At 58.6% G+C, this 24,295-nt stretch carries 28 protein-coding genes and 1 tRNA gene; 16 read left to right on the top strand and 13 right to left on the bottom strand.

The window, feature by feature from the left end:
* Nucleotides 1-137: 137 nt before the first annotated feature.
* The 6 genes from pepN to ACR0A1_RS01340 all read left to right on the top strand — a co-directional run bounded on the left by pepN (nt 138) and on the right by ACR0A1_RS01340 (nt 8,027).
* On the top strand, nt 138-2,690 hold the full coding sequence (gene pepN / locus ACR0A1_RS01365; RefSeq protein WP_480865931.1) for an aminopeptidase N: 2,553 nt from the start codon (nt 138-140) through the stop codon (nt 2,688-2,690).
* Nucleotides 2,687-3,115 carry a hypothetical protein gene (locus ACR0A1_RS01360; RefSeq protein WP_170397141.1) on the top strand — a complete coding sequence of 143 codons (429 nt, stop codon included), beginning with the start codon at nt 2,687-2,689 and terminating at the stop codon, nt 3,113-3,115. Before pepN ends, ACR0A1_RS01360 begins: the two co-directional genes overlap by 4 nt.
* Nucleotides 3,116-3,241: 126 nt before the next feature.
* On the top strand, nt 3,242-4,501 hold the full coding sequence (locus tag ACR0A1_RS01355; protein WP_170733179.1) for a hypothetical protein: 1,260 nt from the start codon (nt 3,242-3,244) through the stop codon (nt 4,499-4,501).
* 77 nt (nt 4,502-4,578) lie between these two features.
* A complete protein-coding gene (gene gatB, locus ACR0A1_RS01350; protein WP_170612191.1) occupies nt 4,579-6,090 on the top strand; it encodes an Asp-tRNA(Asn)/Glu-tRNA(Gln) amidotransferase subunit GatB in 1,512 nt (503 codons plus the stop codon).
* 153 nt (nt 6,091-6,243) lie between these two features.
* Nucleotides 6,244-7,482, top strand: coding sequence for a peptidase T (pepT, locus tag ACR0A1_RS01345; protein WP_170424176.1), 1,239 nt, complete (start codon nt 6,244-6,246; stop codon nt 7,480-7,482).
* A 98-nt stretch (nt 7,483-7,580) separates the two neighbouring features.
* A complete protein-coding gene (locus ACR0A1_RS01340) occupies nt 7,581-8,027 on the top strand; it encodes a DUF4177 domain-containing protein (RefSeq protein WP_170397148.1) in 447 nt (148 codons plus the stop codon).
* A 272-nt stretch (nt 8,028-8,299) separates the two neighbouring features.
* On the opposite strand, the gene ACR0A1_RS01335 is transcribed toward ACR0A1_RS01340, so the two are convergent.
* Together ACR0A1_RS01335 and ACR0A1_RS01330 are read right to left on the bottom strand one after the other, a co-directional pair.
* Entirely contained in the window at nt 8,300-8,542 is a 243-nt protein-coding gene (locus ACR0A1_RS01335) for a glycine zipper 2TM domain-containing protein (protein ID WP_170397150.1), read from the bottom strand.
* A gap of 363 nt (nt 8,543-8,905) precedes the next feature.
* Nucleotides 8,906-8,981 (bottom strand) — tRNA-Thr (locus ACR0A1_RS01330).
* Between the two features lie 179 nt (nt 8,982-9,160).
* Between ACR0A1_RS01330 and ACR0A1_RS01325 the strand changes: the two genes are divergently transcribed.
* The gene (locus ACR0A1_RS01325; RefSeq protein WP_170733218.1) at nt 9,161-10,036 is read left to right on the top strand and encodes a hypothetical protein; all 876 of its coding nucleotides are present in this window, start codon (nt 9,161-9,163) and stop codon (nt 10,034-10,036) included.
* Between the two features lie 10 nt (nt 10,037-10,046).
* On the opposite strand, the gene ACR0A1_RS01320 is transcribed toward ACR0A1_RS01325, so the two are convergent.
* Nucleotides 10,047-10,313 (bottom strand): DUF2312 domain-containing protein, encoded by a 267-nt coding sequence (locus ACR0A1_RS01320; RefSeq protein ID WP_170397751.1) that lies wholly within the window; start codon nt 10,311-10,313, stop codon nt 10,047-10,049.
* A 147-nt stretch (nt 10,314-10,460) separates the two neighbouring features.
* On the opposite strand from ACR0A1_RS01320, the gene ACR0A1_RS01315 reads away from it, so the two are divergent.
* Complete coding sequence (locus ACR0A1_RS01315; RefSeq protein WP_170397154.1) at nt 10,461-10,679, top strand: hypothetical protein; 219 nt, start codon at nt 10,461-10,463, stop codon at nt 10,677-10,679.
* Between the two features lie 9 nt (nt 10,680-10,688).
* Here ACR0A1_RS01315 and ACR0A1_RS01310 read toward each other — a convergent pair whose 3' ends face one another.
* On the bottom strand, nt 10,689-10,904 hold the full coding sequence (locus tag ACR0A1_RS01310) for a hypothetical protein (RefSeq protein WP_170397156.1): 216 nt from the start codon (nt 10,902-10,904) through the stop codon (nt 10,689-10,691).
* A 242-nt stretch (nt 10,905-11,146) separates the two neighbouring features.
* Between ACR0A1_RS01310 and ACR0A1_RS01305 the strand changes: the two genes are divergently transcribed.
* Genes ACR0A1_RS01305 through ACR0A1_RS01290 form a run of 4 tightly spaced genes read left to right on the top strand, consistent with a single transcriptional unit; the run spans nt 11,147 to nt 13,327 of the window.
* A complete protein-coding gene (locus ACR0A1_RS01305; protein WP_480865926.1) occupies nt 11,147-12,010 on the top strand; it encodes an MBL fold metallo-hydrolase in 864 nt (287 codons plus the stop codon).
* Between the two features lie 19 nt (nt 12,011-12,029).
* Nucleotides 12,030-12,458 carry a YeeE/YedE family protein gene (locus tag ACR0A1_RS01300; protein ID WP_170404150.1) on the top strand — a complete coding sequence of 143 codons (429 nt, stop codon included), beginning with the start codon at nt 12,030-12,032 and terminating at the stop codon, nt 12,456-12,458.
* Nucleotides 12,458-12,889: a DUF6691 family protein gene (locus tag ACR0A1_RS01295; RefSeq protein WP_170404153.1), complete on the top strand. Its 432-nt coding sequence runs from the start codon at nt 12,458-12,460 to the stop codon at nt 12,887-12,889. The genes ACR0A1_RS01300 and ACR0A1_RS01295 overlap by 1 nt, the downstream gene beginning before the upstream one ends.
* A 9-nt stretch (nt 12,890-12,898) precedes the next feature.
* Complete coding sequence (locus ACR0A1_RS01290) at nt 12,899-13,327, top strand: protein tyrosine phosphatase family protein (RefSeq protein WP_170397163.1); 429 nt, start codon at nt 12,899-12,901, stop codon at nt 13,325-13,327.
* 5 nt (nt 13,328-13,332) lie between these two features.
* Here the strand turns inward: ACR0A1_RS01290 and ACR0A1_RS01285 are convergent, their stop codons facing one another.
* The 5 genes from ACR0A1_RS01285 to ACR0A1_RS01265 form a co-directional block, all read right to left on the bottom strand.
* Nucleotides 13,333-14,427 carry a FliM/FliN family flagellar motor C-terminal domain-containing protein gene (locus ACR0A1_RS01285; RefSeq protein ID WP_480865924.1) on the bottom strand — a complete coding sequence of 365 codons (1,095 nt, stop codon included), beginning with the start codon at nt 14,425-14,427 and terminating at the stop codon, nt 13,333-13,335.
* A 77-nt stretch (nt 14,428-14,504) separates the two neighbouring features.
* Entirely contained in the window at nt 14,505-17,186 is a 2,682-nt protein-coding gene (locus tag ACR0A1_RS01280; protein WP_170397168.1) for an ATP-binding protein, read from the bottom strand.
* Nucleotides 17,174-17,494 carry a hypothetical protein gene (locus ACR0A1_RS01275; protein WP_170397170.1) on the bottom strand — a complete coding sequence of 107 codons (321 nt, stop codon included), beginning with the start codon at nt 17,492-17,494 and terminating at the stop codon, nt 17,174-17,176. The genes ACR0A1_RS01280 and ACR0A1_RS01275 overlap by 13 nt, the downstream gene beginning before the upstream one ends.
* Entirely contained in the window at nt 17,491-17,871 is a 381-nt protein-coding gene (locus ACR0A1_RS01270) for a response regulator transcription factor (protein ID WP_170397172.1), read from the bottom strand. Before ACR0A1_RS01270 ends, ACR0A1_RS01275 begins: the two co-directional genes overlap by 4 nt.
* A gap of 78 nt (nt 17,872-17,949) precedes the next feature.
* Nucleotides 17,950-19,245, bottom strand: coding sequence for a short-chain fatty acyl-CoA regulator family protein (locus ACR0A1_RS01265; protein WP_480865922.1), 1,296 nt, complete (start codon nt 19,243-19,245; stop codon nt 17,950-17,952).
* Nucleotides 19,246-19,421: 176 nt separating this feature from the next.
* Here ACR0A1_RS01265 and ACR0A1_RS01260 point away from each other — a divergent pair, with 176 nt between their 5' ends.
* From ACR0A1_RS01260 to aat, 4 genes are all read left to right on the top strand, one after another.
* Nucleotides 19,422-19,958, top strand: a complete 537-nt coding sequence (locus ACR0A1_RS01260) for a helix-turn-helix domain-containing protein (protein WP_170397176.1) — start codon at nt 19,422-19,424, stop codon at nt 19,956-19,958.
* A gap of 149 nt (nt 19,959-20,107) precedes the next feature.
* Nucleotides 20,108-20,602 carry an acetyl-CoA carboxylase biotin carboxyl carrier protein gene (gene accB / locus ACR0A1_RS01255; RefSeq protein WP_170397178.1) on the top strand — a complete coding sequence of 165 codons (495 nt, stop codon included), beginning with the start codon at nt 20,108-20,110 and terminating at the stop codon, nt 20,600-20,602.
* A 9-nt stretch (nt 20,603-20,611) separates the two neighbouring features.
* Nucleotides 20,612-21,958: an acetyl-CoA carboxylase biotin carboxylase subunit gene (gene accC / locus ACR0A1_RS01250; RefSeq protein WP_170635420.1), complete on the top strand. Its 1,347-nt coding sequence runs from the start codon at nt 20,612-20,614 to the stop codon at nt 21,956-21,958.
* Between the two features lie 51 nt (nt 21,959-22,009).
* Nucleotides 22,010-22,642 carry a leucyl/phenylalanyl-tRNA--protein transferase gene (aat, locus tag ACR0A1_RS01245; protein WP_480865919.1) on the top strand — a complete coding sequence of 211 codons (633 nt, stop codon included), beginning with the start codon at nt 22,010-22,012 and terminating at the stop codon, nt 22,640-22,642.
* On the opposite strand, the gene ACR0A1_RS01240 is transcribed toward aat, so the two are convergent.
* The 4 genes from ACR0A1_RS01240 to ACR0A1_RS01225 all read right to left on the bottom strand — a co-directional run bounded on the left by ACR0A1_RS01240 (nt 22,606) and on the right by ACR0A1_RS01225 (nt 24,250).
* Nucleotides 22,606-22,965: a DUF2155 domain-containing protein gene (locus ACR0A1_RS01240; protein WP_170799915.1), complete on the bottom strand. Its 360-nt coding sequence runs from the start codon at nt 22,963-22,965 to the stop codon at nt 22,606-22,608. The two genes, aat and ACR0A1_RS01240, sit on opposite strands and share 37 nt — an antisense overlap.
* Nucleotides 22,962-23,414 (bottom strand): outer membrane lipid asymmetry maintenance protein MlaD, encoded by a 453-nt coding sequence (gene mlaD, locus ACR0A1_RS01235; RefSeq protein ID WP_170466091.1) that lies wholly within the window; start codon nt 23,412-23,414, stop codon nt 22,962-22,964. The genes ACR0A1_RS01240 and mlaD overlap by 4 nt, the downstream gene beginning before the upstream one ends.
* A gap of 10 nt (nt 23,415-23,424) precedes the next feature.
* Nucleotides 23,425-23,808, bottom strand: coding sequence for an NADH:ubiquinone oxidoreductase subunit NDUFA12 (locus ACR0A1_RS01230; RefSeq protein WP_010443266.1), 384 nt, complete (start codon nt 23,806-23,808; stop codon nt 23,425-23,427).
* A 79-nt stretch (nt 23,809-23,887) separates the two neighbouring features.
* Nucleotides 23,888-24,250, bottom strand: a complete 363-nt coding sequence (locus ACR0A1_RS01225; protein ID WP_170663838.1) for a RidA family protein — start codon at nt 24,248-24,250, stop codon at nt 23,888-23,890.
* Nucleotides 24,251-24,295 lie beyond the last annotated feature (45 nt).

The following is a 24,295-nucleotide window of genomic DNA, read 5'->3' as shown; positions in this document are numbered from 1 at the left end:
GCAACTTCTGTCCCGACATGAGGGGCATTTGACCCAGCGCGAACCGTCTCAAATGAACAGCGGCAATGGCACATCGGTTGCAGCGTCCGCGCGAAGCCCATAACGTCGCGCCAGATTCCCAGTCGATGAGGCCCCCGATGCGCGACGCCGCCCCCACAACGATTTATCTGAAAGACTACACTCCGTTCGGGTTTCTAGTGGACAGTGTGCATCTGACCTTCGATCTGGCCGCACACGCCACTCGCGTCACTTCCCGCATCGCCTTCCGCCCGAACCCCGAGGCGACCGACCGCACGTTTTTTCTGCATGGCGAAGAGCTAAAGCTGATCCGTGCCGCAATTGATGGTGAAGTGATCACGCCTGAAGTGACCGCCGAAGGCCTCACCGCAACGGTGCCCGACGCGCCTTTCGTGTGGGAGGCCGTGGTCGAGATTGATCCCGGCAACAACACCGCGCTTGAGGGGCTGTATATGTCGAAGGGCATGTATTGCACCCAATGCGAGGCCGAAGGGTTTCGCAAGATCACCTATTACCCCGACCGCCCGGATGTGATGTCTACCTTCACGGTGCGCATCAATGGCGACCTTCCCGTGCTGCTATCGAACGGCAACCCTTCGGGCAAAGGCGAGGGCTGGGCTGAATGGGTCGATCCATGGCCCAAACCCGCCTATCTGTTCGCGCTGGTCGCCGGAGAGCTGATCGCCCATCCCGGCCAGTTCACCACCAAATCCGGTCGCGACGTCGAACTAAATCTCTGGGTCCGCCCCGGCGATGAAGGCAAATGCGCCTTTGGCATGGAAGCCCTTAAAAAGTCGATGAAATGGGATGAGGACGTCTATGGCCGTGAATACGATCTGGACGTGTTCAACATTGTGGCCGTCGACGATTTCAACATGGGCGCGATGGAGAACAAGGGGCTGAACATCTTCAACTCCTCAGCCGTTCTGGCCAGCCCTGAAACCTCGACCGATATGAATTTCGAACGGATCGAGGCGATCATCGCACATGAGTATTTCCACAACTGGACCGGCAACCGCATCACCTGCCGCGACTGGTTCCAACTGTGCCTGAAGGAGGGGCTGACTGTGTTCCGCGACGCGCAGTTCACTTCGGATATGCGCTCGGCCCCTGTAAAACGTATCCACGATGCCATCGACCTGCGCGCGCGGCAATTCCCCGAAGATAACGGGCCGCTCTCGCACCCGGTCCGACCCGAAAGCTTTCAGGAAATCAACAACTTCTACACCTCAACCGTCTATGAAAAAGGCGCCGAGGTGATCGGGATGCTGAAACGGCTGGTCGGGGATGAGGCCTACTGCAAAGCACTGGACCTGTACTTCGATCGCCACGACGGGCAGGCCTGCACGATCGAAGATTGGCTGAAAGTATTCGAAGACACTACGGGCCGCGACCTGACCCAGTTCAAACGTTGGTACAGCCAATCCGGTACCCCCCGTGTCTCAGTTGCCGACGATTGGACCGATGGCACCTATACCCTGACGCTGCGCCAACGGACCGAGCCGACGCCGGGGCAAGAAGACAAGCAACCTCAGGTCATCCCTATCGCTGTGGGTCTGCTTGGCCCGAACGGGGACGAGATACGTGCGACCGAAGTGCTGGAACTGACCGAAGCCGAGCAGAGTTTTAACTTTACCGGTCTCGCGGCCAAACCTGTGCCCTCGATCCTGCGCGATTTCTCGGCCCCTGTGATCCTTGAACATGAGATCAGCAATGCCGAACGCGCCTTCCTTCTGGCTCATGACACCGACCCGTTCAACCGCTGGCAGGCAGGGCGGTCGCTAGCCGAGGACACCCTGCTGCGCATGATCACCGATGAGGCAACGCCTGATACCGACTACCTTGACGGCTTGCTGGCAGTGCTACGGAATGAGGCGCTGGACCCGGCCTACAGGGCACTGATGCTGGGTCTGCCGACGCAATCGGAACTGGCCGCAACACTATTTGACAAGGGCATCACCCCTGACCCGATGGCGATCTGGCGAGCGGTTGAGACTTTGCGTCAAGCCACGGCGCAACACGTCCAAGACCTGCTCCCTCGTCTGAACAGTGAAACGCTGGTGGACGCGGCTTATCAGCCGGACGCTGAACAATCAGGCAAACGCGCCTTGGGCAGCGCGGCGCTTGCGCTGACCTCGAGACTGGATGGAGGTGCCAAGGCCGCAGAGCAATATGCACGTGCTGACAACATGACCCTGCAGTTGGCCGCGTTGTCTTGTCTGCTACGCGCGGGCAAAGGCGAACGTGAGCTGGCCGCCTTCTATGATCAATGGCAGCATGACCGGCTGGTCATGGACAAGTGGTTCGCCATGCAGGTCTTGATGACCGGACCGGAAAAATCGGTTGAGACCGCGCACAGATTGACCGAGCATGCTGATTTTAATTGGAAAAACCCAAATCGTTTCCGCGCCTTAATGGGATCCCTGGCAGGCAACCACGCAGGCTTCCACCAAGCGAACGGAGCAGGTTACGCGCTGCTGGCAGACTGGTTGATCCGACTTGATCCCGTAAACCCGCAGACCACCGCCAGGATGAGCAGCGTGTTCCAAACTTGGAAACGCTATGACGCCGACCGTCAGGCCTTAATACTTGCACAACTGAATCGCATTGCCGGCACGCCGAACCTGTCCCGGGACACGACCGAAATGGTCACGCGCATCTTGGGCGCATGACCGCGTTTACGTTCACTCGACAGAACCGAAATCAGCGAACGGTTCTGATCCTGATCGGCGTTTACGCGATGTTGATCGCTTTGATGATCCTGCTGAACGCGGTCTGGTGGCTGATGGCGCTTCTGGCCCTGACTACCCTGCCCGCGCTGTGGGATGTCATCAAGGACACCAGCGCAGGTATGGAGCTGACCGATGAAACCCTGCGTTGGCACACCGGCCAACGTCAGGGACAACTCAAGCTGTCCGAGGTGGATCGATTCCGGTTTGACACGCGGTGGGATTTCTCGGTGCGCGTCTCAGCGGTTCTGAAATCCGACAAACGCGTGCGTTTACCCGATGAATCACTGCCGCCACACAAGCAATTCGAAATGGTCCTGAATCAGGCGGGATTCGCGGTCGAACGACATCATTTTAGAGTTTTCTGAAACGATTCATGGAGTCTGGGCCACATTGGCACCTGAATCGCGGGTTCTCCGCGACGCAGTCTTGATTTGAGCAGATTTTTTGGCAAACTGGACGGGTTACAAGTTTGTTCCAGTTCGAGTTTTGCCATGTTTTGGTCTTTGAAGGCTTTTGCCGCCCGTATTGTCGGTTCTTCTGATCCCACCCCTACACCTCTGCCTGCGTCCGTCGCCGATGCTACTGCATGGCTTGTCGCCTCGGGGCAGTTGAACATCCCAATCGCAGAATCAGATGAAAATGATGCGATCGGGCATCAGGTGATCGAACGTGGCCGCCATCTGGCGCGGCAGGATATGTGGGCAGAACTGTCGCTGGAGATGCGCGCTGCAGATGAGGGGCGCAAGGCTACCCCTTGCGGGCAGCCGATCTCCGAGCTGTTGGCATTTGGGGCCCGGTCCGATGTGGTTTTGGCGGCCGAGCACGCGCTGTCGGACGGCAAAGCACTGTCAGACTATGATCTGCTGGGCGGGATCTCGGAATTGGAAGGCGAGATTCAGAACCATCCCGATGATCCGATGATCACGCTTGTGGTTGCCTTGGCCCATATCGATTTGGCGTGGGCCTGGCGCGGGACGGCGCACCCGGACACGCTGCCGGCGCTGCACCAATCCCGTTGTGCCGCGCATTTCGACCGGGCTGCTGCGCTGCTTCCGAAATGCCGCGCTGCGCTGCCCGACAGTCCGGCGATTGCTGCAGCGGATTGCGCCTTGCTGGCAGGACACATTGATCCGCGCACCCGCGTTGCTGATAAATACGAGGCCCTGATCACGCTGGATCCCCAGAACCATCGCCACATGCGTGCGATGGGCAGCCACCTGCTGCCGCGCTGGTTCGGCAGCTATGAACAGCTTGAGGTGCAAGCCTTGCGAAACGCCGCACGGACCCAGAAAAATTGGGGTGCGGGTGGGTATACCTGGGTGCAATTCGACGCCATCGCGCTGGATGACGAGGCCTGCGCGCGGGTGGATGTCGAATACTTCATTGAAGGTTTGCGCGATATCGTTGCACGTCGTCCGGATCAGCAGACAATCAACCTGCTGGCGGCCTATTGCTCTGTCACACTGCAGAACAGAATGGGCCAGAACCCGCGCGCCGATATCGCCCGCAAACAGATTTGCGAGGCCGCAAACTGGCTGATCCGCGATCACATGACCGAACTGCATCCGCTGATCTGGGCCCATGCGGCTAACGGGTTCAATAACAGCCTTCGCGTCAACTCGGCCGAGCGTTTTGCCGCCCGTGGTCGCCGCGATGCGCTGAAGGCGATCGCCAATCTGTTGCGGGATGAGTTGCGCAGTGGGCAGAGTGTGACCTTTACACCGTCGGGGCTGCAGTTCTCGGGGAACTAAAGCGCCATTGCCCCTTGCCCCTTTGGCGCGCCGAGCCTAATACGCAGGCTTAGACTTCTGCGGAAATGAGGCGCGCCATGCTCGACCTGACATACGAAATGCCCAAACCCAAAACCATTGCCGGGGCCAAGCACGATTGGGAACTGGTGATCGGGATGGAGGTGCACGCTCAGGTCTCATCCAATGCCAAGCTGTTCTCGGGTGCATCAACCCAATTCGGGGCGGAGCCGAATTCGAACGTGGCCTTCGTGGACGCTGCGATGCCCGGCATGCTGCCAGTGATCAACGAGTATTGCGTTGAACAGGCCGTGCGCACCGGGCTGGGTCTGAAAGCGGATATCAACCTGAAATCGGCCTTTGACCGCAAGAACTATTTCTATCCCGACCTGCCGCAGGGCTACCAGATTTCCCAGCTTTATCAGCCTATTGTAGGTGAAGGAGAAGTTCTGGTCGAGATGGGTGACGGCACCGCGCGCATGGTCCGCATCGAACGCATCCACATGGAGCAAGACGCGGGCAAATCGATCCACGACATGGATCCGCATATGTCCTTTGTCGACCTGAACCGGACCGGCGTCTGCCTGATGGAGATCGTTTCGCGCCCCGATATTCGTGGACCAGAAGAGGCCGCGGCTTACATCGCCAAGTTGCGTCAGATCATGCGCTATCTGGGCACCTGCGACGGTAACATGCAGAACGGCAACCTGCGGGCAGACGTAAACGTCTCGATCTGTTTGCCGGGTGCTTACGAGAAGTATCAGGAAACACAGGACTTTTCGCATCTGGGCACGCGCTGCGAGATCAAGAACATGAACTCAATGCGCTTTATCCAGCAAGCGATCGAGGTCGAAGCCCGCCGTCAGATTGCCATCGTCGAAGGCGGCGGTACCATCGATCAGGAAACCCGTCTGTACGACCCGGACAAGGGCGAGACACGCTCGATGCGGTCCAAGGAAGAGGCGCATGATTATCGCTACTTCCCCGACCCTGACCTGCTGCCGCTGGAGATCGAACAGGCATGGGTGGATGACATCGCCGCCAATCTGCCCGAGCTGCCAGACGATAAAAAAGCTCGTTTTATCAGTGCGTTCGGCCTGACCGACTATGACGCATCGGTGCTGACCGCCGAGGTGGAATCGGCTGCTTATTTCGAAGAGGTCGCCAAGGGGCGCAGCGGCAAGCTGGCCGCGAACTGGGTCATCAACGAACTGTTTGGTCGCCTGAAAAAAGAAGACCACGACATCACCGAGTCTCCGGTGTCTCCGGCTCAGTTGGCGGGTATCATTGATCTGATTTCGTCGGATGCCATCTCGGGCAAGATCGCCAAGGATCTGTTTGAAATCGTCTATACCGAAGGCGGTGACCCGGCGCAGATCGTTGAAGACCGCGGCATGAAACAGGTGACAGATACCGGCGCGATCGAGGCCGCTTTGGACGAGATCATCTCGGCCAATCCGGCACAGGTTGAGAAGGCCAAGGTGAACCCAAAACTGGCCGGATGGTTCGTCGGGCAGGTGATGAAGGCCACCGGCGGCAAGGCCAACCCGAAGGCCGTTAACGAACTGGTCAGCAAAAAGCTGGGTTCGTAAATCTTCCGAGTTGTACAAACCCCGGACAGGGGTTTATTCGACTTGTACATAACGAAAACTTAATTTCAGAGCGCTTAAATCGGGCAATCCATCGGCTTGACTCCCTGCCCGAATGCGCATTCTCATCTCGCCAAGTCAGAGAGGTGAGCATCAATGAAAAATCGTTTCGATCAGGAACTGGAAACCCGGCTGGTGCGCTATGCCGCCATCGACAGCCAGAGCGATGAGACCTCGCCATCGACCCCCAGCACCGAAATCCAGTTCGACATGCTGAACCTGCTGAAGCAAGAGCTTACCGAAATCGGTGCGCAGGATGTTGAGATGACTGGTGACAGCGTCGTAGTGGCAACCATCCCCGGTACGGCCGAAGGACCGACCATCGGGTTTCTGGCGCATGTCGACACCGCGCCTCAGTTCAATGCAACCGGCGTGAAGCCTCGGGTGATCAAAGGGTATAATGGCGGCGAGATTACTTTCCCTGATGATCCCGAGCTAGTGCTGTCGCCTGAAGAGCACCCTTATCTGGCCGAAAAGATCGGGCATGATTTGATCACTGCGTCGGGAACAACTCTGCTGGGGGCCGATGACAAAGCGGGCGTTTCAATCCTGATGACGATGGCGCGACACCTGCTTGAGAACAAGGACGTGCCGCACGGTCCGATTCGCATCGCCTTTACCCCGGATGAAGAGATCGGGCGCGGTGTTACCGAACAGCTGCCCAAAGATCTGGGCGCGGATTTCGCCTATACGCTGGACGGGCAGGAACTGGGTGAAATCGAATACGAAAGCTTCTCGGCCGACCGCGCGGTAATCAAGATCACCGGCGTGTCGATCCACCCCGGGCTAGCCAAAGACAAAATGGTAAACGCGGCACATCTGGCTGCAAAGATCGTGCAGACCCTACCTCAGGCAACGATGACGCCCGAGGTGACGGATGGGCGCCAGGGATTCATCCATGTCACCGATATGAACGGCGGCTCGTCCGAGATGGAGATAAAACTGATCCTGCGCGATTTCGAGATGGATGCGTTGGAAGCCCAGCGCGAGATCGTCCGACAAGTCTGCGCCGCCGTACAGGCCACCGAGCCGCGTGCGACCATCACCTGCGACATCTCCCATCAGTATCGCAACATGCGCTATTGGCTGGAAAATGACATGACGCCGGTTGATCTGGCCCGCGAGGCCTGCCGTGAACAAGGGATCGAGCCGGTCTCGGTGCCGATCCGGGGTGGCACCGACGGCTCGCGCCTGACCGAATTTGGCACACCGACACCTAATATCTTCACAGGCATGCAATGCATACACGGCCCGTTGGAATGGATTTCGGTTCAGGACATGGCGGTCGCAACCGAAACGTGCCTGTCGCTGGTCAGCAAGGCAGCGCGAGGCTAAAGCAACAGTGCGGGCTGAATTTCGCCAATGCGTGATCTTGGCTTTCGCCCGCCTGTCAAAATGTTAATTTGCCCCGACACGGCAATCAGGACCAGTTGATGCAGCGCTACGAATACAAAGTTGTCCCCGCTCCGCAAAAGGGCACCAAGGCGAAGGGCGTGAAAACGCCCGAGGGCCGGTTTGCCACCTCGATCGAGCAACTGCTGAACCAGATGGGACAGGATGGCTGGGAGTATCAGCGCGCCGAATTGCTGCCCAGCGAAGAACGTTCGGGGCTGACCGGGTCAACCACCAACTGGCGCAACGTGTTGGTTTTCCGCCGGGCTCTGGCGTTGGAAAAACCTGAACAGCCCGAACTCGTCGAAGAGGACACCGCCCCAACCGCGCGCGCAGTCCCGGGACCCGAAGAGGTTCTGGCCAAAACTCCTGCCGCCCCTGCCCCAATCTCGGAAGAGCCCGAAGACCCGCCCTTGTCTTTGAAACCTTCGGACGAAGTGGCGGATGACGAAGTGCGCCCCGAGCAAGCACGCCCAGCCGAGCCGTGATTGGATAACAATCAATCGAAGGATACCGCGTGAAGGGGCAAAGCCCTTATACCCTGCCCCATAACGGTTATGCTTTCTCAGTTCCGACCCGCGAACCCCATCGGCGAGAAACGACGCAGTAATGGGATTGCTGCTGAGCCAGTTGACCTTGAATTTGGCACATCCAGGAAGCTAGGCGCGCAACCGCCAGACAGGGCAACTAAATGACCTGCGAAAACAATATTTGCGGAGCCAAAAACGAGCTTGGGGTAAGAGGGTTTATTGCAAGGTTGTCAATTGCAAGCTGATTGCCCTGCATACATCCCAGCGCCTGCACCTGCTGCAGTCGCGAGTGTCTTGCCTGTACCGCCACCGAACCGATTTCCAACCACTCCCCCAAGGGCAGCGCCACCAAGGATTCCCGCAGCGCAGCGGGCGTCTTGCTGTACCTGCGCCTGAGTTGGCGTCGTCGGAGCCCCGCAAGCAGCCAAGAGCAGTGAGGTCGCAAGCGCACAGGTTGTCAGTGCTTTGTTCATCTCGATTGCCTCTCAAATACCAAATAGTTATCTGAGTAAGTGGCTCTGGCGCGTCTAGCGTACAAGAGATCAGCGTCTGTTTGATTCGAGATTAATCAAAACTTAATAAAGAAGACTAAGGGTCGAGCGCTTAAAGCGATATTTGCTGGTTTCCGATGGTTACGGGTGCCGGGTTCCTGGTAAACCCCGACATTGGACGGCCGTGTTTTAATTGTAGAAAACGGGCGATGAGCGCGGAGCATCGCAGTAAGATTTGACGCACAATAAAGCGCGACTTCTGAGTCTTTTGTTCCCCTATGTTTCCCCCAAGACCACATAGGTCGCGAGCCAGATCGAGCAAATATACATAGATATCTGAAGAGATGGTGCCCCCACACGGACTCGAACCGCGGACCTACTGATTACAAATCAGTTGCTCTACCAGCTGAGCTATAGGGGCACTGGGTGTCGATTAATATCTCGGAACAGGGACTGCAAGCCCGAAATTTCGGGTCATCTTAACTTTGTGCTGGTTTGCCTTAGGATAACAGTAATATCAGGCCTCATCCGAATTTGACTGCACCGGGGACAGGTTGTAACCCAAACGGCGATCCCGACCGAGGTAAGGACAATTCCGATATGCAGATGGTCATCCAAGCCGGAGCGCACTTTACCGACCATGATCACCTGCTCAATCTACTGCAGGTGAATGCGGATCTGGTTGCGGGAAATCATACTGCCTTCTGGGGGCTTCGTCCGTTCAGAAAGATCTTTCGACCTGCGCTGAAACCCTCTGCCGACCGGCCATCACATCAGGATACACTGGCGCGATTTCATAAACTGTTCCCCAATGGGCAGCAGGTCGACCGGGCGATCTTGTCGAGCGCGCTTTACCTGGGGGAACGGCCTTCCATCATCATGGATGGGCAATTTTACGCGAATGCCGGTCAAAGGTTAGCCTATCTGGATAATCTGTTCAGCGATTCGACGGTTGAGCTATTCGTGGGGCTACGTAATCCCGGCAGCTTTATTCCCAAGGTGCTGATGCTGCTGTCGGCGCCTGAGCGCGAGCATATCATTGCCACCACCGATCTGAGTTGCCTGAGTTGGCTCGCCATGATCGAAGACATTCGCGACCTAGCGCCAGATGTCAAAATCACTTTGTGGAGCAACGAGGATTCGCCGCTGATCTGCGGCGACATCGCGCGCGCACTTGTAGGGCTACCCGAGGACACGCCGCTGGAACAGGAATACGCTCTGCTGTCCTCACTTGTCTCAGACATGGGCAAACAGGAGATTCAGAGCTTGTTAGAGCATCAAGCGGCCCCCAATGATCCCGTGCTCAGGGGCAGGCTGGCGCAGGTGTTTCAGCAGCATGCGCTGACGGATGAAATCGAAGAAGAGGTGGAGCTGCCTGGCTGGAACGAAGATATCGTTACCGCCTTTACCGAGCTTTATGAGCAGGATCTGGCACGGCTGCAGACCATGCCAGATATACGTTTTCTGAACCCGTAACCGGCTGGCGCTACATGCCCAGCGCTTCCTTGTACATTTCCAGCACCGCCTCTTCCTCGGCGATGTCGTCCTTGTCGCGCTTGCGCAGGGCAACGACCTTGCGCATGACCTTGGTGTCGTAGCCGCGGGCCTTGGCCTCGGCCATGACCTCTTTCTGCTGGTCGGCGATATCTTTCTTTTCGGCCTCAAGACGCTCGAACCGTTCGACGAACTGGCGCAGCTCGCCTGCGGTCACTCGGTAGTTGGCTGCGGCCTGATCTTCGGTGATGTCTTCCATCTGCGTCTCTCCCAAGGGCTGAAAATAAGGTGCCGGATACATCGGCACCGACCCGACCGCAAGCGTGCATTCTGCACGGCGGGCTTGTCTGACCTGCGCCGATCCGATAAGCGCGGTCACGGATTCAAAGGGTGAGCGTAAACAACCATGTTCGACATTATCGTCTGGGGCGGGGCCGCCCTGTCTGTGGCCGGGCTGGTCGGTCTGGTCTGGTGCATCCTGCAAGTGATGAAAGCGCGCAAAGCCAACCTGACGGATGACGAGTTGCGCGCTGCAGTTCAGGGGGTTCTGCCTTGGAATCTGGCGTCGCTTTTCCTGTCGGTACTTGGGCTGATGATGGTTATCCTGGGCATTTCGCTGGGATAACCAGATCGATCAGATCGGCATATTGTCGAACCGCGCTTCAAGCACGTCTTCGCATAGCGCAGCATCCAGCCGACGCAAGCGCGATGGGATATGAACCCCCTGCGCGCGCATTTTATCCAGAACCATGCTGACATGTGGCTGAAGCTCTAGCCGGGTCTCAAGACACGCACCATTCAGCTTTTGTTCAAGCCGTTCCGCTTCGGTAAAAAGATCCTGAGCAGTCATTTCCTTCCTCCCATATGGTGCCAATGTGCCTGATACAGGTAACGAGTTTAAGACGAGCACGAGACCGGAACAAAACATCGCGAATTCTTGCCTAGTCAGGCAAAAAACCCTCAATATGTCCATGGTCGCCTAAAGCATACGCTCAAATTGCGGAGATTGCTTTGACAGACATCAACTCGTGATTAGGGGCTTTAAACATATTCCACTATTGTTATATGTATGCAAGCTGAACGGAGGAACCCATGACGCCAAGTGTGAAAGCTTTTTTCGACCCGCAGACCTTCACCGTCTCTTACGTTGTGCAGGAACCTCAGGGGCAGGCCTGCGCCATCATCGACAGTGTATTGGATTTCGATCACGCCTCGGGGCGGACCGACACCAGCTCGGCCGACCAGATTGTCGACTATGTGACGGCACAGGGACTGAAGGTGGAATGGATTCTGGAAAGCCATGTCCATGCCGACCACCTGTCAGCAGCCCCTTACCTACAGGAAAAGCTGGGTGGTCAGATCGGGATTGGCGAGAATATCGTGGTCGTTCAGGACACGTTCGGCAAGGTCTTCAACGAAGGCACCGAGTTTCAGCGTGATGGCAGCCAGTTCGATGCACTGTTTGCCGAAGGGTCCAGCTTTCACATCGGCCAGATGCGCGGGGACGTTTTGCACACGCCAGGCCATACGCCAGCCTGCATGACCTATGTGATCGGCGATGCGGCCTTTGTGGGCGATACGCTGTTCATGCCAGATTTCGGAACTGCCCGATGCGATTTTCCCGGCGGGTCATCGGCGGACCTGTATGACTCGATCCAGAAAATCCTGTCTCTGCCTGACGAGACGCGGATTTTTGTAGGCCATGATTACAAAGCGCCTGGTCGCGATGAATACGCGTGGGAGACCACAGTTGGCGAACAGAAGGCGCTGAACGTTCATATCGGTCAGGGCCGCAGCGTCGAAGAATTTGTCGAGATGCGCGATGCGCGGGATGCAACCCTTGCGATGCCGCGCCTGATTTTGCCCTCGCTGCAGGTCAATATGCGGGCCGGTCAGATGCCACCAGCGGATGAGCAGGGCGACGTTTTCATGAAAATCCCAGTCAATAAGCTTTGATACGAGGGCAGATGAGACAATGAATATCGAATGGATTTCGGGTCTGGCTGGTGGTCTGCTGATCGGGCTAGGTGCCAGCGTTTATCTGCTGTGTAATGGGCGGATCATGGGGGCGAGCGGCATATTGGGCGGGCTGCTGGAACGCAGCGACCGGAGCGTAATGACTGAACGCCTGGCTTTCGTCGCGGGCTTGATCGTGATGCCCTTATTGCTGCGCCCATTGATTGCGCCGCAGGCCGAGACCCATTTGACCCCGGATCTGGCGATCGTGATCCTTGCTGGGCTGCTGGTGGGGGCTGGAACACGGATCGCCAATGGCTGCACGTCGGGTCACGGCGTTTGTGGGATTTCTCGCTTCTCGTTGCGCGGGATCGTCGCAACGGTGTTCTACATCCTTGCAGGTGGCCTGACGGTTGCGCTGTTTCGCCATGCTTTGGGGGTGATCTAATGCGCGCAGTGTTTGCTTTTCTCGCCGGATCGCTGTTCGGCATCGGGCTTTTGATCTCAGGCATGACCGACACCACCAAGGTGCAGGGGTGGCTGGATGTGTTCGGCAATTGGGACCCGACGCTCGCCTTTGTCATGGGCGGGGCGATCCTGCCGATGCTGGTGGCGTGGCGATTGACACGGAACAGGGTCCCTGTTGTGGGCGGACAATTCCCCACCCCGCCCCGTGTTGAACTGGATCGCCGTCTGATCGTCGGGTCGGTCCTGTTCGGCGTCGGTTGGGGATTGGCGGGTTTGTGCCCGGGCCCGGCGATGGCCTCGCTTGGATATGGGGGCGTTGGCGGGATTGTGTTCCTGATTGCGATGATCGCAGGCATGTTTGCCGCACCAAAGCTGGGTGCGCAACTGGACAGGATCGCCGACGCAGCCTAAGCAATTGCCATGGAGATTCGACCGATAACCCCCCGCTACGCCGTCTCACCTCAGATCTCGGTGGAGGACGTGCCAGCCATTGCCGAGGCCGGTTTCGTCAAGGTGATCTGCAACCGTCCCAATACCGAAGTACCGCCGGATCAGCAGTCAGACGCCATCGGTCAAGCCGTTCGCGAGGCCGGGATGGAATATGAGGTTCTGGAGTTGACACACCAGACGATGACACCGGAAAACGTGGCGCTGCAACGCGATCTGGCCGAAAGCTGCAGCGGGCCGGTTCTGGCCTATTGCGCCTCTGGCACACGATGTTCGGTGGTCTGGGCGCTGGGACAGTGCGATCGGCTAAGCACGGATGAAATCCTCGATGCGACCGGAAAAGCGGGCTATGCGCTCGACGGGTTACGCCCGGCATTGGAACAGCTGCGAGGGCGCGGGTAAGCCCCTCAATCGCGGCCATTGCCTTCGGGCGCTGGCAGACCGGCGAGGTGCGAGATTTCCGTGACACGCTGTTCGGAACTGGCAGGCAACAAGTCGTCGGGTTCCAGGAGGGAATCCTCGGTCGCCAGATCATGCGCTACAATATCGTCATCAAGCGGGGACGACATCTCGTCATCTGGGGCCGAGGGCGTCAAGCTTGAATTGCTGGCCAGAAATCCGGCGCAGTCTTTGGCGGGCAACGCAGAAGGAGGGCCTTGTTCGTTGATCCGTACCGCACGCATTCCGCCGCACTGACCCAGACGTCCGATGGCGGTTCGGGCACGATCGATTGACAGAACTTCAACCCGATCCACCCGCGCGCCCTGCAGCGGCAGGACACCCCCGACGGACAATTCCGAAAGCGCTGTCAGCGGCAAAGACAGGCGGCAGATCACGGTGTTCAGCTCAGCCCGAATTACCCCGGATGCCTGATCAAGATTCACCTCCGATTGGGTGATATCCGCAACCTGTTCCTGATCCGAGAGCGGGCGTTCGGGCAGCAGGATACTGACCTCGCCCTGACGCGGACCACCGGCAAGTTCGACCGTCAGATCAAACATGCGATAGACCTCATCCACCAGCGCCAGGTTCAGTGCGCGCCGACCTTCGGCGCGTGAGGTGAACTCATACCCGGACAGGCTGGCCATGTCTGCCGGGGACTCAACCAGTTTCAGCGCCCTGCTCAGCATATCCTCGATCAGAGGGGCGACCATGGCAGCGTCGGTGTCGGTAAACGCACGCTCGGGTGGTGGGTCAGAGGTGACCATGGCAATCGTTTGCTGCTGGACGATGGCAGAGACGCAACCCGGGTCCAGACAGGCCGCAGCCAGGCCGCCCTGATCCGAGGTAAACAGCAGCATCAACCACCCCTCATTCAGCCGGTCGGCTATATCTTCCTGCGCACGTACGGCCTGCTTTGCCCCGATGACCGACAGCGCCAGCCCCATGCTTTCGCCGGAGGCGCGTGCCAACCCCAGCCGCAAGGCGCGCAGGACCGAGCGGGGCGTGTCGGCACCGCATTGCCCCGCTGAAAGCTTTCGTGCCAGTGCTGATGTGGTCATGGCCCCATTCCGCCGTTTGTCGATGCGATGACAATTTGTCTAACCCGGCGGAGGTTACGAATGTCTTTATGACGCCCTCATTGCGCGGCCTGACGAAAAGCCAGCGGAAGGCTGACGCGGAAGGCCGCCCCTCCCTGCCCCGGCAGATAGGCAACTTCGCCGCCCAAGCGCTGCATAATCTCTCGGCAGATCGCCAGCCCCAACCCTGCCCCGCCTGCCTTGTCCGAGCCGACGCGGGCAAATTTTTCGAATACCATCGATTGCGCCTCGGCCGGGATACCACCACCGTTGTCGATGAAATCGATTACCACTTGCCCGCCGACATCATGGGCCGAGATGGTCAGCACCGGTTCAATGGCGTCGCAATATTTCTGGGCGTTGGAAATCAGGTTGATGAACACCTGCCCCAGCCGGTCGAGATCCGTGTGCAGCGGGATACGTTCACTTGCGCGCACCCGCCGTACGCCAATCTTTCGATCACTGCCCGCCAGCGCGCTTGAAACGGCGCGGTCCAGAACTTCGCTTAGGGTGGCTTCGCCCATGTTCAGGCTAACCTGGCCGCTTTCCAGCACGCTAAGGTCGAGCAGATCATCCAGTAGCCGGGTCAGACGCAGCGATTCATCATGTATGATCGCAGCATAACGGATTTGTTCCTCGGCGCTGAGGCCATCGGTGTCGCGCATAATTTCAGAAAACGCCCGAATCGAGGTCATGGGCGTGCGCAATTCGTGGCTGACCTGGCTAAGAAACGCGTCTTTCTGTTTCGAGACTTGAGTAAGCTTGGCATTCGCCTCGCGCAATTGACGCGCTGTGCGGCTGAGCTCAGTCGATTTCGCCTCAAGCTGGCTGGAATATTCCAACATCTGCGCGGATTCGTCGGCAACGGCCAACAGGTCTTCGACAGAAACAGACGCCCCGCCAACGATCTGACCGATCATCGCATGGGCGGTTGCGGCCCCGACCGAGCCGCTGAGTTCGCGTTCCAGCCGTTCCAGAAACTGCGGCGTAGGCTCGGGCAGTCGTCCGGGGCGACCATTCTGGCGCTCGGCTTCGGCTTGAAAGAACTCTTGCGCGGGAATAGTGCCCAGAATCCGCTGGGTCATAATCATCAGGTCTTCGCTTTGCGCCACCGAACCGGTCCAGCCACGGGCTGAAACCGAATGGTCAAATACATTTACGAATTGCGCACCCTGAAGGCGTTCCAGCGGGCTGGGGAAGCTGAGCATCGAGGCGACACAGAAGGCGATTGTATTCAGCGACAGCGACCACATGACCGTATGCACCATCGGGTCGATCCCTTCGATCCCGAACAGCGCCTGCGGGCGGAGCCAGCCCCAGCCGAAGGGTCCGTTTTCAATCACCGATGCCGGGACAATGCCGCCACCCATGCCAGGCAGCAGCAGTGTGTAAATCCAGAGAAAGAACCCGACGCTGAGCCCGACCAACGCCCCAGTTCGGGTCGCGCCGCGCCAGAACAGGCCGCCCACCAGTGCGGGCAGAATCTGGGAAATCCCGGCAAAGGCCACCAGCCCGATCGAGGTCAGGGCAGCCCCGCCCCCCGAAAGCTGGAAGTAGAAATAGCCCAACGCCATGATCGCCGCGATCGAGACGCGCCGCGCCATCAGCACGACTGTTCGCACATCACCAGAGACCGACGCGGTGCCTTCCTGCGTATTCAGCCAGATCGGCATGACCACATGGTTCGAAACCATGGTTGACAGCGCCATCGCGGTAACGATCACCATTGATGTGGCCGAGGAAAACCCGCCGATGAACGACAGCATCGCCAACCAGTCATTGCCCTGCGACAGCGGCACGGTCAGCACAAACAGGTCGGGGTTCGAGCCTTCGGGCATCAGGTCCAACCCAACGACGGCGATGGGCACGACAAACAAGCTCATCAGCAGCAGGTAGAGCGGAAAGGCCCAGGCGGCGGTGCGCAGGTGGCTCTCATCGTCATTCTCGACCACCATGACCTGAAACATCCGCGGCAAGCAGACAAAGGCCGCCGCCGAAAGAAAAATGAAAGTGGTCCAGCGCCCGGCATCCACATGCCATTGGCCAATTTCCGAGGCATCGATCTGATCCATCATCGGCCCCAAGCCGCCAGCGACGCCCCAGACAACAAAGATGCCAACGGCCAGAAGGGCGAAGAGTTTCACCACAGATTCCAACGCAATAGCGGTAACAACGCCGTGGTGGCGCTCATTGGCATCCAGATTGCGCGTCCCGAAGAGGATCGCGAAGACGGCCAAGCCCGCCGCGACCCAGAACACACTGGAGCCTTCGCGATAGAGTCCTGAGGGATCGGCCTCGGCAAAGATCGAAAAGGACAGCGTGATCGACTGCAATTGCAGCGCGATATAAGGTGTGCCGCCCAACACCGCCAGAATGGTCACGCACACCGCCAGTGTGTTGGACTTGCCGTATCGTGACGAGATCAGGTCAGCGATCGACGTCACGCGCTGGCTGCGTCCGATGCGTACGAGTTTGCGCAGGCCCCACCACCAGCTGATCATCACCAGTGTAGGACCCAGATAGATGGTTACGAATTCAAGCCCAGAACGCGCGGCGTTGCCAACCGCGCCATAAAACGTCCATGCAGTGCAATAGATCGACAGTGATAGGGTGTAGATTAGCGGGGAACGCAACCATTTCCCGCCGCCACGCGCAGCCAGCCGGTCCGCTGCGAAGGCGACACCGAACAGAAGAACCACATAGCCCAGACAGACCAGAATCAGGACATTCAGGGTTGCCATGTCTCGGCCTCGGGCTCGGCAGTCTCGCGCGCGGTCATGCGTTTGGCGACGAAGCCGAAGATCACGCTGATCAGGATCAGAACACCCCAGCATGCAAAGATGTAGAACATGGCCGTCGACAGCGACAGAGCCTCGGCGCCTGCGCTGTCATCAGGCCATAGAAGCGGCAGCGCGAGCATTGCGGCACCCAGAAAAGGCAGCAGCCGCGCTGCATCCGCCAGCCTGCGCCGACGATAGCTTTGCCGTTCCAGAAACAGGGACGGACGAACTGGCGAGGGCCGATCTTTGCCGTCGCCCGCGGAGCTCATAACTGAGACGCCTGCGCATGCAGGTCACGTACCGCTGTCAGGACTTCGGTGTTCGAAAACGGCTTGGTCATGAATCGGCTGACCCCTGCCTGTTCGGCCATTTCACGATCCCGGGATTGCCCGCGCGCGGTCAGCATCAAAACCGGCAACGCCTTCATATCATCATGTTCGCGCAGATCACGCAGCACATCCATCCCGCTTTTTCCCGGCAACATCACATCCAGAATCACCAGATTGGGCCGCGCGGACAGAATCACCTGCACCGCATCCGTTCCCTCGGCATGGGTTTCAACCTGCCACCCCTCGCGTGTCAGCAGAAACCGGATCGCCTCGGTGATGTTGGGCTCATCCTCGATCAACAGAACCTTGCGGCTCATATTTGCATATCCTCCCCATGACGGATTGCACGTCCGGCCACCCGTCCAGCCCAGATTAAGCGCTGCGTCACGAAACTGTCAAAACCCTTCGCTCAGGATCGATGGCTCGCGCCGCGCGCTGCATTCGCGTTTCGGGCATATCCGACAACTGGCTCCGGCTTGCGCCGCGTTTTCCGCAGGCTGCACCGTGTCTTCGACCGGCAGCACCAGCATGACCGAACGATAGACCGGCTCGGCCCCGAATTCCTTAGCTGGCTGAGGGGTTGCGATTGCAAAACACTCAAACTCAGCAGCGGTTCGACCAAGCTGAACAACCCGTTTCCGGATCGGGACCAAGGGCCGATTCAAGGCGGTGAACAAGGGCCAGAGCGGACAGGCCTCGCCATGGCGCGGCAGGGCAAACCCCGGCGCGGGTTTAAAAAACAGAACGCTGCCGGAGGCGTCGCAAATCACCAAGCCAGCCGGACGCGCCAGCGTGCCTTCAGGCAGAAAGGCCAACCGTCGCAATACCGTAGCAAGATCCACTGAAAACACCGTCGCCAACGCCAGCGGATCGGGGTTTGCTGCATCCAGCGCGGCACACACCTGATCCAGCGGCATAGCGCGCGCGTCGGCGGCATAAAGGTCCAGCAACCCCGAGGCCACAGTGTTGGCCGCAGCGGAATCGAGCCCATCCAGCGGCACTTCGGTCAATTGCCCACCGTCTTCGAGTTCCGGGAAATGATATCCTTGCTCGGCAAAAAACGCCTCGACCGCGTCCAGTGGGATACCGCGCAGATCGCGCTGCCCGTCACTGTCATCCAAATAGGTCACCAGCGCTTTGGAGCTTTCGGCCAGTCGTTCGGCATCCTGATGCAAGTTGCGATGGAACCGGTCGCGCCATTCCGGTTCGATCTCTCCCGGTTCAGCCAAGATTGCAGCTGTTGAGCGGATGGCGGCGGCGGTCGACAGCACCTCGTGCATTGAGGCCGCCAGATGCGGGTCATGGGTCAGTCGGTCGGAAAGAACTTCGACAGTGCGCTCCAGCGACACTACGCGGCGATGCATTTGCGCCAGAACACCCGACCAACCGGGAAAGCGGCCGGCGAATTCTTCCAGCCCGTCCACCTCGGCCTTTTGACCGACTGCATCCGCCGCGGCCTCGCGCAGAGCGGCGATGAGCGTCTCTTCGATCCCTTTTGTCAGCAGCGACGGCTCGACGGACAAAGCCGCCGCGATATCGACGAGCAGTTTGCCCCCAATGCGGCGGCGGTTGTGTTCGATCAGGTTCAGATACGATGCCGAAATCCCCACCTGCCGCGCCAGTTCCGCCTGTCGCAGCCCAGAGATTTGCCGTCTTTCGCGTATCCGGCTGCCGGTCAGCGTGTCGCGCATGGCGTTTATGTCCTTGGCTACTGCGGCTGGATTTGCAGATTAACTAAGTATTTATTATCTGTTGCTGACTAATTTTCAAAGAAGATTTACAACTTTGACAACAGCAACAGAAAGAAACCCGCCCTTTCCTGCCGCCCACCCTTCTCTTTCGACGCAATACCCGTCACCATAAGAACATGAGCGATCCCGCCTTTGAATACGCCCCCATCGGCCTTGTTGAGCTTGAAAACCGGATCATCCGACGGTGCAATCTGCAATTTGCGCGGACCTTTGGCGGGGATGAGGTTGACTATCGCAACATGCCCCTGCTGCATCTTTATCCTTCGGTCGCCGATTGGGAACGGATCGGCGCGCGTAGTCTGCAGGTGATGCGCGATACAGGCTATTACACAGACGAACGGGTGATGCGGCGACGCGACGGTGACCTGTTCTGGTGCCGCGCGCGGGGGCGTTCGCTGACGCCAGACGATCCGTTCCGGCACGGGATATGGAGCTTCTCGGACATCTCGGAAGAGCGCCCCTTGGTGCAATTGACAACCCGCGAACGCGAAGTGGCCATCCTGTCATGCCGGGGTTTATCCGCGAAGGAAATTGGCGTTGAACTTGGGCTAAGTTACCGCACGATCGAGGCCTATCGCGCCCGACTTTTGGAAAAATACGGAGCCCGCAAGCTACCAGAACTGGTCGCAAAATTGTCTGGAACGCCGCTGTAATCGCGACAGCCCTCGTAATTCGCGCAAAAACCCCCATTTGGCAGGCTTAGACGGCGCTTTTCATGGCCGTCTGCATGGCTTATAACCCTGCGTAATCAAACCAAGCCCGCAGCAAACAGACGGGCATAGGGGAACCTTCGAGGACACTCATGACAGATACCAAACACGAAGCGGATGTCGCGTTTATCAAGGCACTGGCCGAACTGCTGCGCGAGAATGACCTGACCGAATTGCAGGTCAAGCGCGAATATGGCGAGGAAGACAGCCTGAATGTCCGTGTCAGCCGCATGTCGCAGACCGTGGCCGCTCCGGTTCAGGTTGCGGTTCCTGCGGCTGCACCGGTTGCCGCACCTGCTGCCGCGCCGGCCGCTGCCGAAGCGCCCGCTGCCGTGGATGATCCCGCCAGCCATCCAGGCGCTGTGACCTCGCCCATGGTGGGTACGGTTTACATGCAACCGGAACCGGGCGCGCCTGCGTTTATCTCGGTCGGTGCATCGGTCTCGGAAGGTGACACGCTATTGATTGTCGAAGCCATGAAGACAATGAACCACATCCACGCACCCAAGTCGGGCACCATCAAACGCATTCTAGTCGGCGATGGTGATGCTGTGGAATTCGGCACGCCTCTGGTCATCGTTGAGTAAGGCGGGCCCATGTTCGACAAAATCCTGATTGCCAACCGAGGCGAGATCGCCCTGCGTGTGATCCGTGCTGCGCGCGAGATGGGGATCAAGACGGTTGCCGTGCACTCCACCGCCGACAGCGATGCGATGCATGTGCGCATGGCGGACGAATCGGTCTGCATCGGCCCCCCGCCCAGCCCGCAAAGCTATCTGTCCGTGCCCGCGATCATCTCGGCCTGTGAAATCACCGGCGCGCAGGCGATCCATCCCGGCTATGGCTTCCTGTCCGAGAATGCCGAGTTCGTGCAGATCGTCGAAGATCACGGCATTACCTTCATCGGACCCACCGCCGAACATATTCGTGTCATGGGTGACAAGATCACCGCCAAGGACACGATGAAGGAACTGGGTGTACCTTGCGTTCCCGGTTCGGACGGCGGTGTGCCAACGCTGGCCGACGCCAAGCGCATCGGCGAGGAATTCGGCTATCCCGTGATCATCAAGGCCACCGCCGGCGGCGGCGGTCGCGGCATGAAAGTCGCGCAAAGTGCCGATGAAATGGAAAGCGCCTTCATGACCGCACGCGCCGAGGGCAAGGCCGCCTTTGGCAATGACGAGGTCTATATCGAGAAATATCTAACCACCCCGCGCCATATCGAGATTCAGGTCTTCGGCGATGGCAAGGGAAAGGCAGTGCATTTGGGCGAACGCGACTGTTCGCTGCAGCGTCGTCACCAGAAAGTGTTTGAAGAAGCACCCGGCCCAAGCATCACCCCGGAAGAACGTGCGAAGATCGGTAAGATCTGCGCCGACGCGGTCGCCAAGATCAACTATATCGGCGCGGGCACCATCGAGTTCCTCTATGAAAATGGCGAGTTCTACTTCATCGAAATGAACACGCGTCTACAAGTGGAACACCCCGTGACCGAAGGCATCTTCGGCGTCGATCTGGTGCGCGAACAAATCCGCGTCGCCGCTGGTGAGGACATGTCGTTCGGTCAGGACGATCTTGAGATCAATGGCCACGCCATCGAGGTTCGCATCAACGCGGAAAAACTGCCGAACTTCTCGCCCTGCCCGGGCAAGATTACGGCCTATCACGCGCCAGGTGGTCTGGGCGTGCGGATGGATTCCGCGCTCTATGACGGCTATTCGATCCCGCCGTATTACGACTCGTTGATCGCCAAACTGATCGTTCAGGGCCGTGACCGGGCTGAAGCTTTGGCCCGTCTGGAACGTGCTTTGGGCGAGTTGATCGTCGACGGTATCGACACCACCGTGCCGCTGTTCCACGCCCTGCTGCAGGAACCTGACCTGCACAGCGGCGAGTACAACATCCACTGGCTGGAGCACTGGCTTGCGGAGAACATGGCCTAATCTGACCAAAGGGCCGAAGGATAACCCCCCTTCGGCCCCGAGGCACCCGGCATGAGCCTTTCCCCTGAACTTCTGCTCCATGGCTATTCCATCGGCATTTTTCCGATGGCCGAGCATCGCGACGACCCCGAGTTGTTCTGGGTCGACCCGAAGTTTCGCGGCGTGTTCCCCCTAGATGGGTTCCACATCTCCCGCAGCCTAGCGCGGCGTATCCGGACCTGTGGGTTTTCGGTAAGCATCAATCGCGATTTTGCGGGCGTCGTGGATGGCTGCGCCGACCGATCGGATACCTGGATCAATCCCGAACTGCGCCATCTGTATCAGGAACTAAACCGGACCGGCCGCGCGCATTCCCTCGAAGTCTGGGACGGCGCTTCACTGATTGGCGGCGTTTTCGGCGTAGTCCTCGGCGCGGCCTTTTTTGGCGAAAGCATGTTCTCGCGTCGCACGGACGCATCGAAGATTGCACTTGCCTATCTGGTGGATCGACTGCGCCAAACCGGGTTCACGCTGTTCGATACGCAGTTTCTGACGGCGCATCTGGCCTCGTTAGGCGCGATCGAGATCCCGCGTGCGGTTTATCATAGTGAATTGAAACAAGCGCTTGACCTGAAAGCAGATTTCACCGCTGATCTGCAACAGGTCCCTCAGGGTGTGATACAACGTATCACCCAGACATCGTAGCGGGCGTGATCCAACGCGTTCAGCGCGGGTGAGGTCGCAATCATCCAGCCATCAAACAGCTGCTGCGCCTTACCCTGTTCCCAGATGGTCAGATAGGCAAAGGCGTCACCTGTCGGGTTTTCGGCTGGATAGCGACAATCACCCAGCGCGACATCCAGACCAAAGACCGACGTGGTCTCGCCGTTCTGTATTTCGATGTCCACCGTCTGCCCGCTGACCTTGTCCAACCCGCGCAACATGGCGCCGGGGCCGGATTCGACCTTTTGCTGCGCAGCAGCTCCGGTTGCGGTGACCATCAGAGCCACCAGTGCAGCGCGGATCATTCGCTTCCGTCCCCGGCCACGAATTTGACCAGCAACGAGATCAGGCTGACCGCGCCTTGCGTATCGGTAATCTCATCACCCGCCTCAAAATAGAACGGGGAACCGCCCGGCATAACCTCAACAAAGTTGCCACCCAGCAAGCCTTCGGAAGAAATCACAGCGGCGCTATCGTCTGGAATAAGAATACCATCTGCCACGGAAAATCGGGTGTCCGCACGGTACGTATCAGAGTTTAGCGTAACGCCGGTCACCGTCCCAATCTTGACCCCGGCAAGGCGTACATCCGTGCCAACGCCCACACCTTCGAGCGAGCGGAAAGACGCGCCCAGCTCGTATCCTGCGCCGGATTGAGACAAGCCTGTGGATTGGCTGGCGTAGACACCGAACGCAATGGCGCAGGCCAGCACGGCACCGCCGACGATAACTTCGGTCTTCGTATGATTAGACATCTGGCCTCGCTTATTCCGGGCTCCACGCCTCGTAATCGCTACGTTCAACCGGATCGGCACGACGCAGAGAACCGGCAGGTGCATAGGCCAGCGCGGTGCCGGTCAGATTCTCCTGATGCGGTTTTTCCCAGGACTTGTGCGCCAGAGGTTTATCGGTTGGCGGTTCATCCCATGTGCGGTGCAGCCAGCCATGCCAATCGGGATCGATCCGGCTGGCCTCGGCTTCGCCATTGAAAATCACCCAGCGCTTGCTGTCGTCGGCATTGCGATAGAACACGTTGCCCTCGTCGTCCTCACCGACCTTGATCCCCTTGCGCGCAGTGTAGAACTGCGTGTTCAGGGTGGCCCCGTTCCACCAGGTCACGGCCCGCAAAAGACTGTTCAGGATTCCCATCGGCTGCCTCCGGCATTTCTGTCCCAGAAGATATGGACCAAAGGCACGCTAAGGTCCAGTACTGCCAGCGCTACCTGCGTCATTCCGGCAGGATAGCGGTGACTTCAATTTCAATCCGGTATTTCGGATCGATCAATCCGCATTCGATCATCGTCGCTGCAGGAGGGTTCGCACCAAAGGTTTCGGCCAGAATGGGCCAGCAAGGTTCAAATTCGGTTCGATCCGGCAGCATATAAGTGATGCGCACGACATCAGAGAATGAAGCACCCGCCTCGGCCAGCGCGTTTTCGATGATAGACAGCGCCGAGCGGCATTGCTCCACGACCGTTTCACCTTGCCCAACAGTTCCCGCGATATGAACCCAGCCACCCGCGACAACCGCGCGGCAATAGCCAACCTTGGCTTCAAACTCACCACCCGAAGAGATACGTCTTACTGTCATCGTGTCCTCAAACGAAAACGGCGCGGGCATTGCCGCGCCGTGTGT

This window comes from Ruegeria sp. D6, from assembly GCF_056534365.1.
The sequence above is the reverse complement of the archived record's forward strand: the minus strand, read 5'-3'. Positions and strand labels throughout refer to the sequence as shown.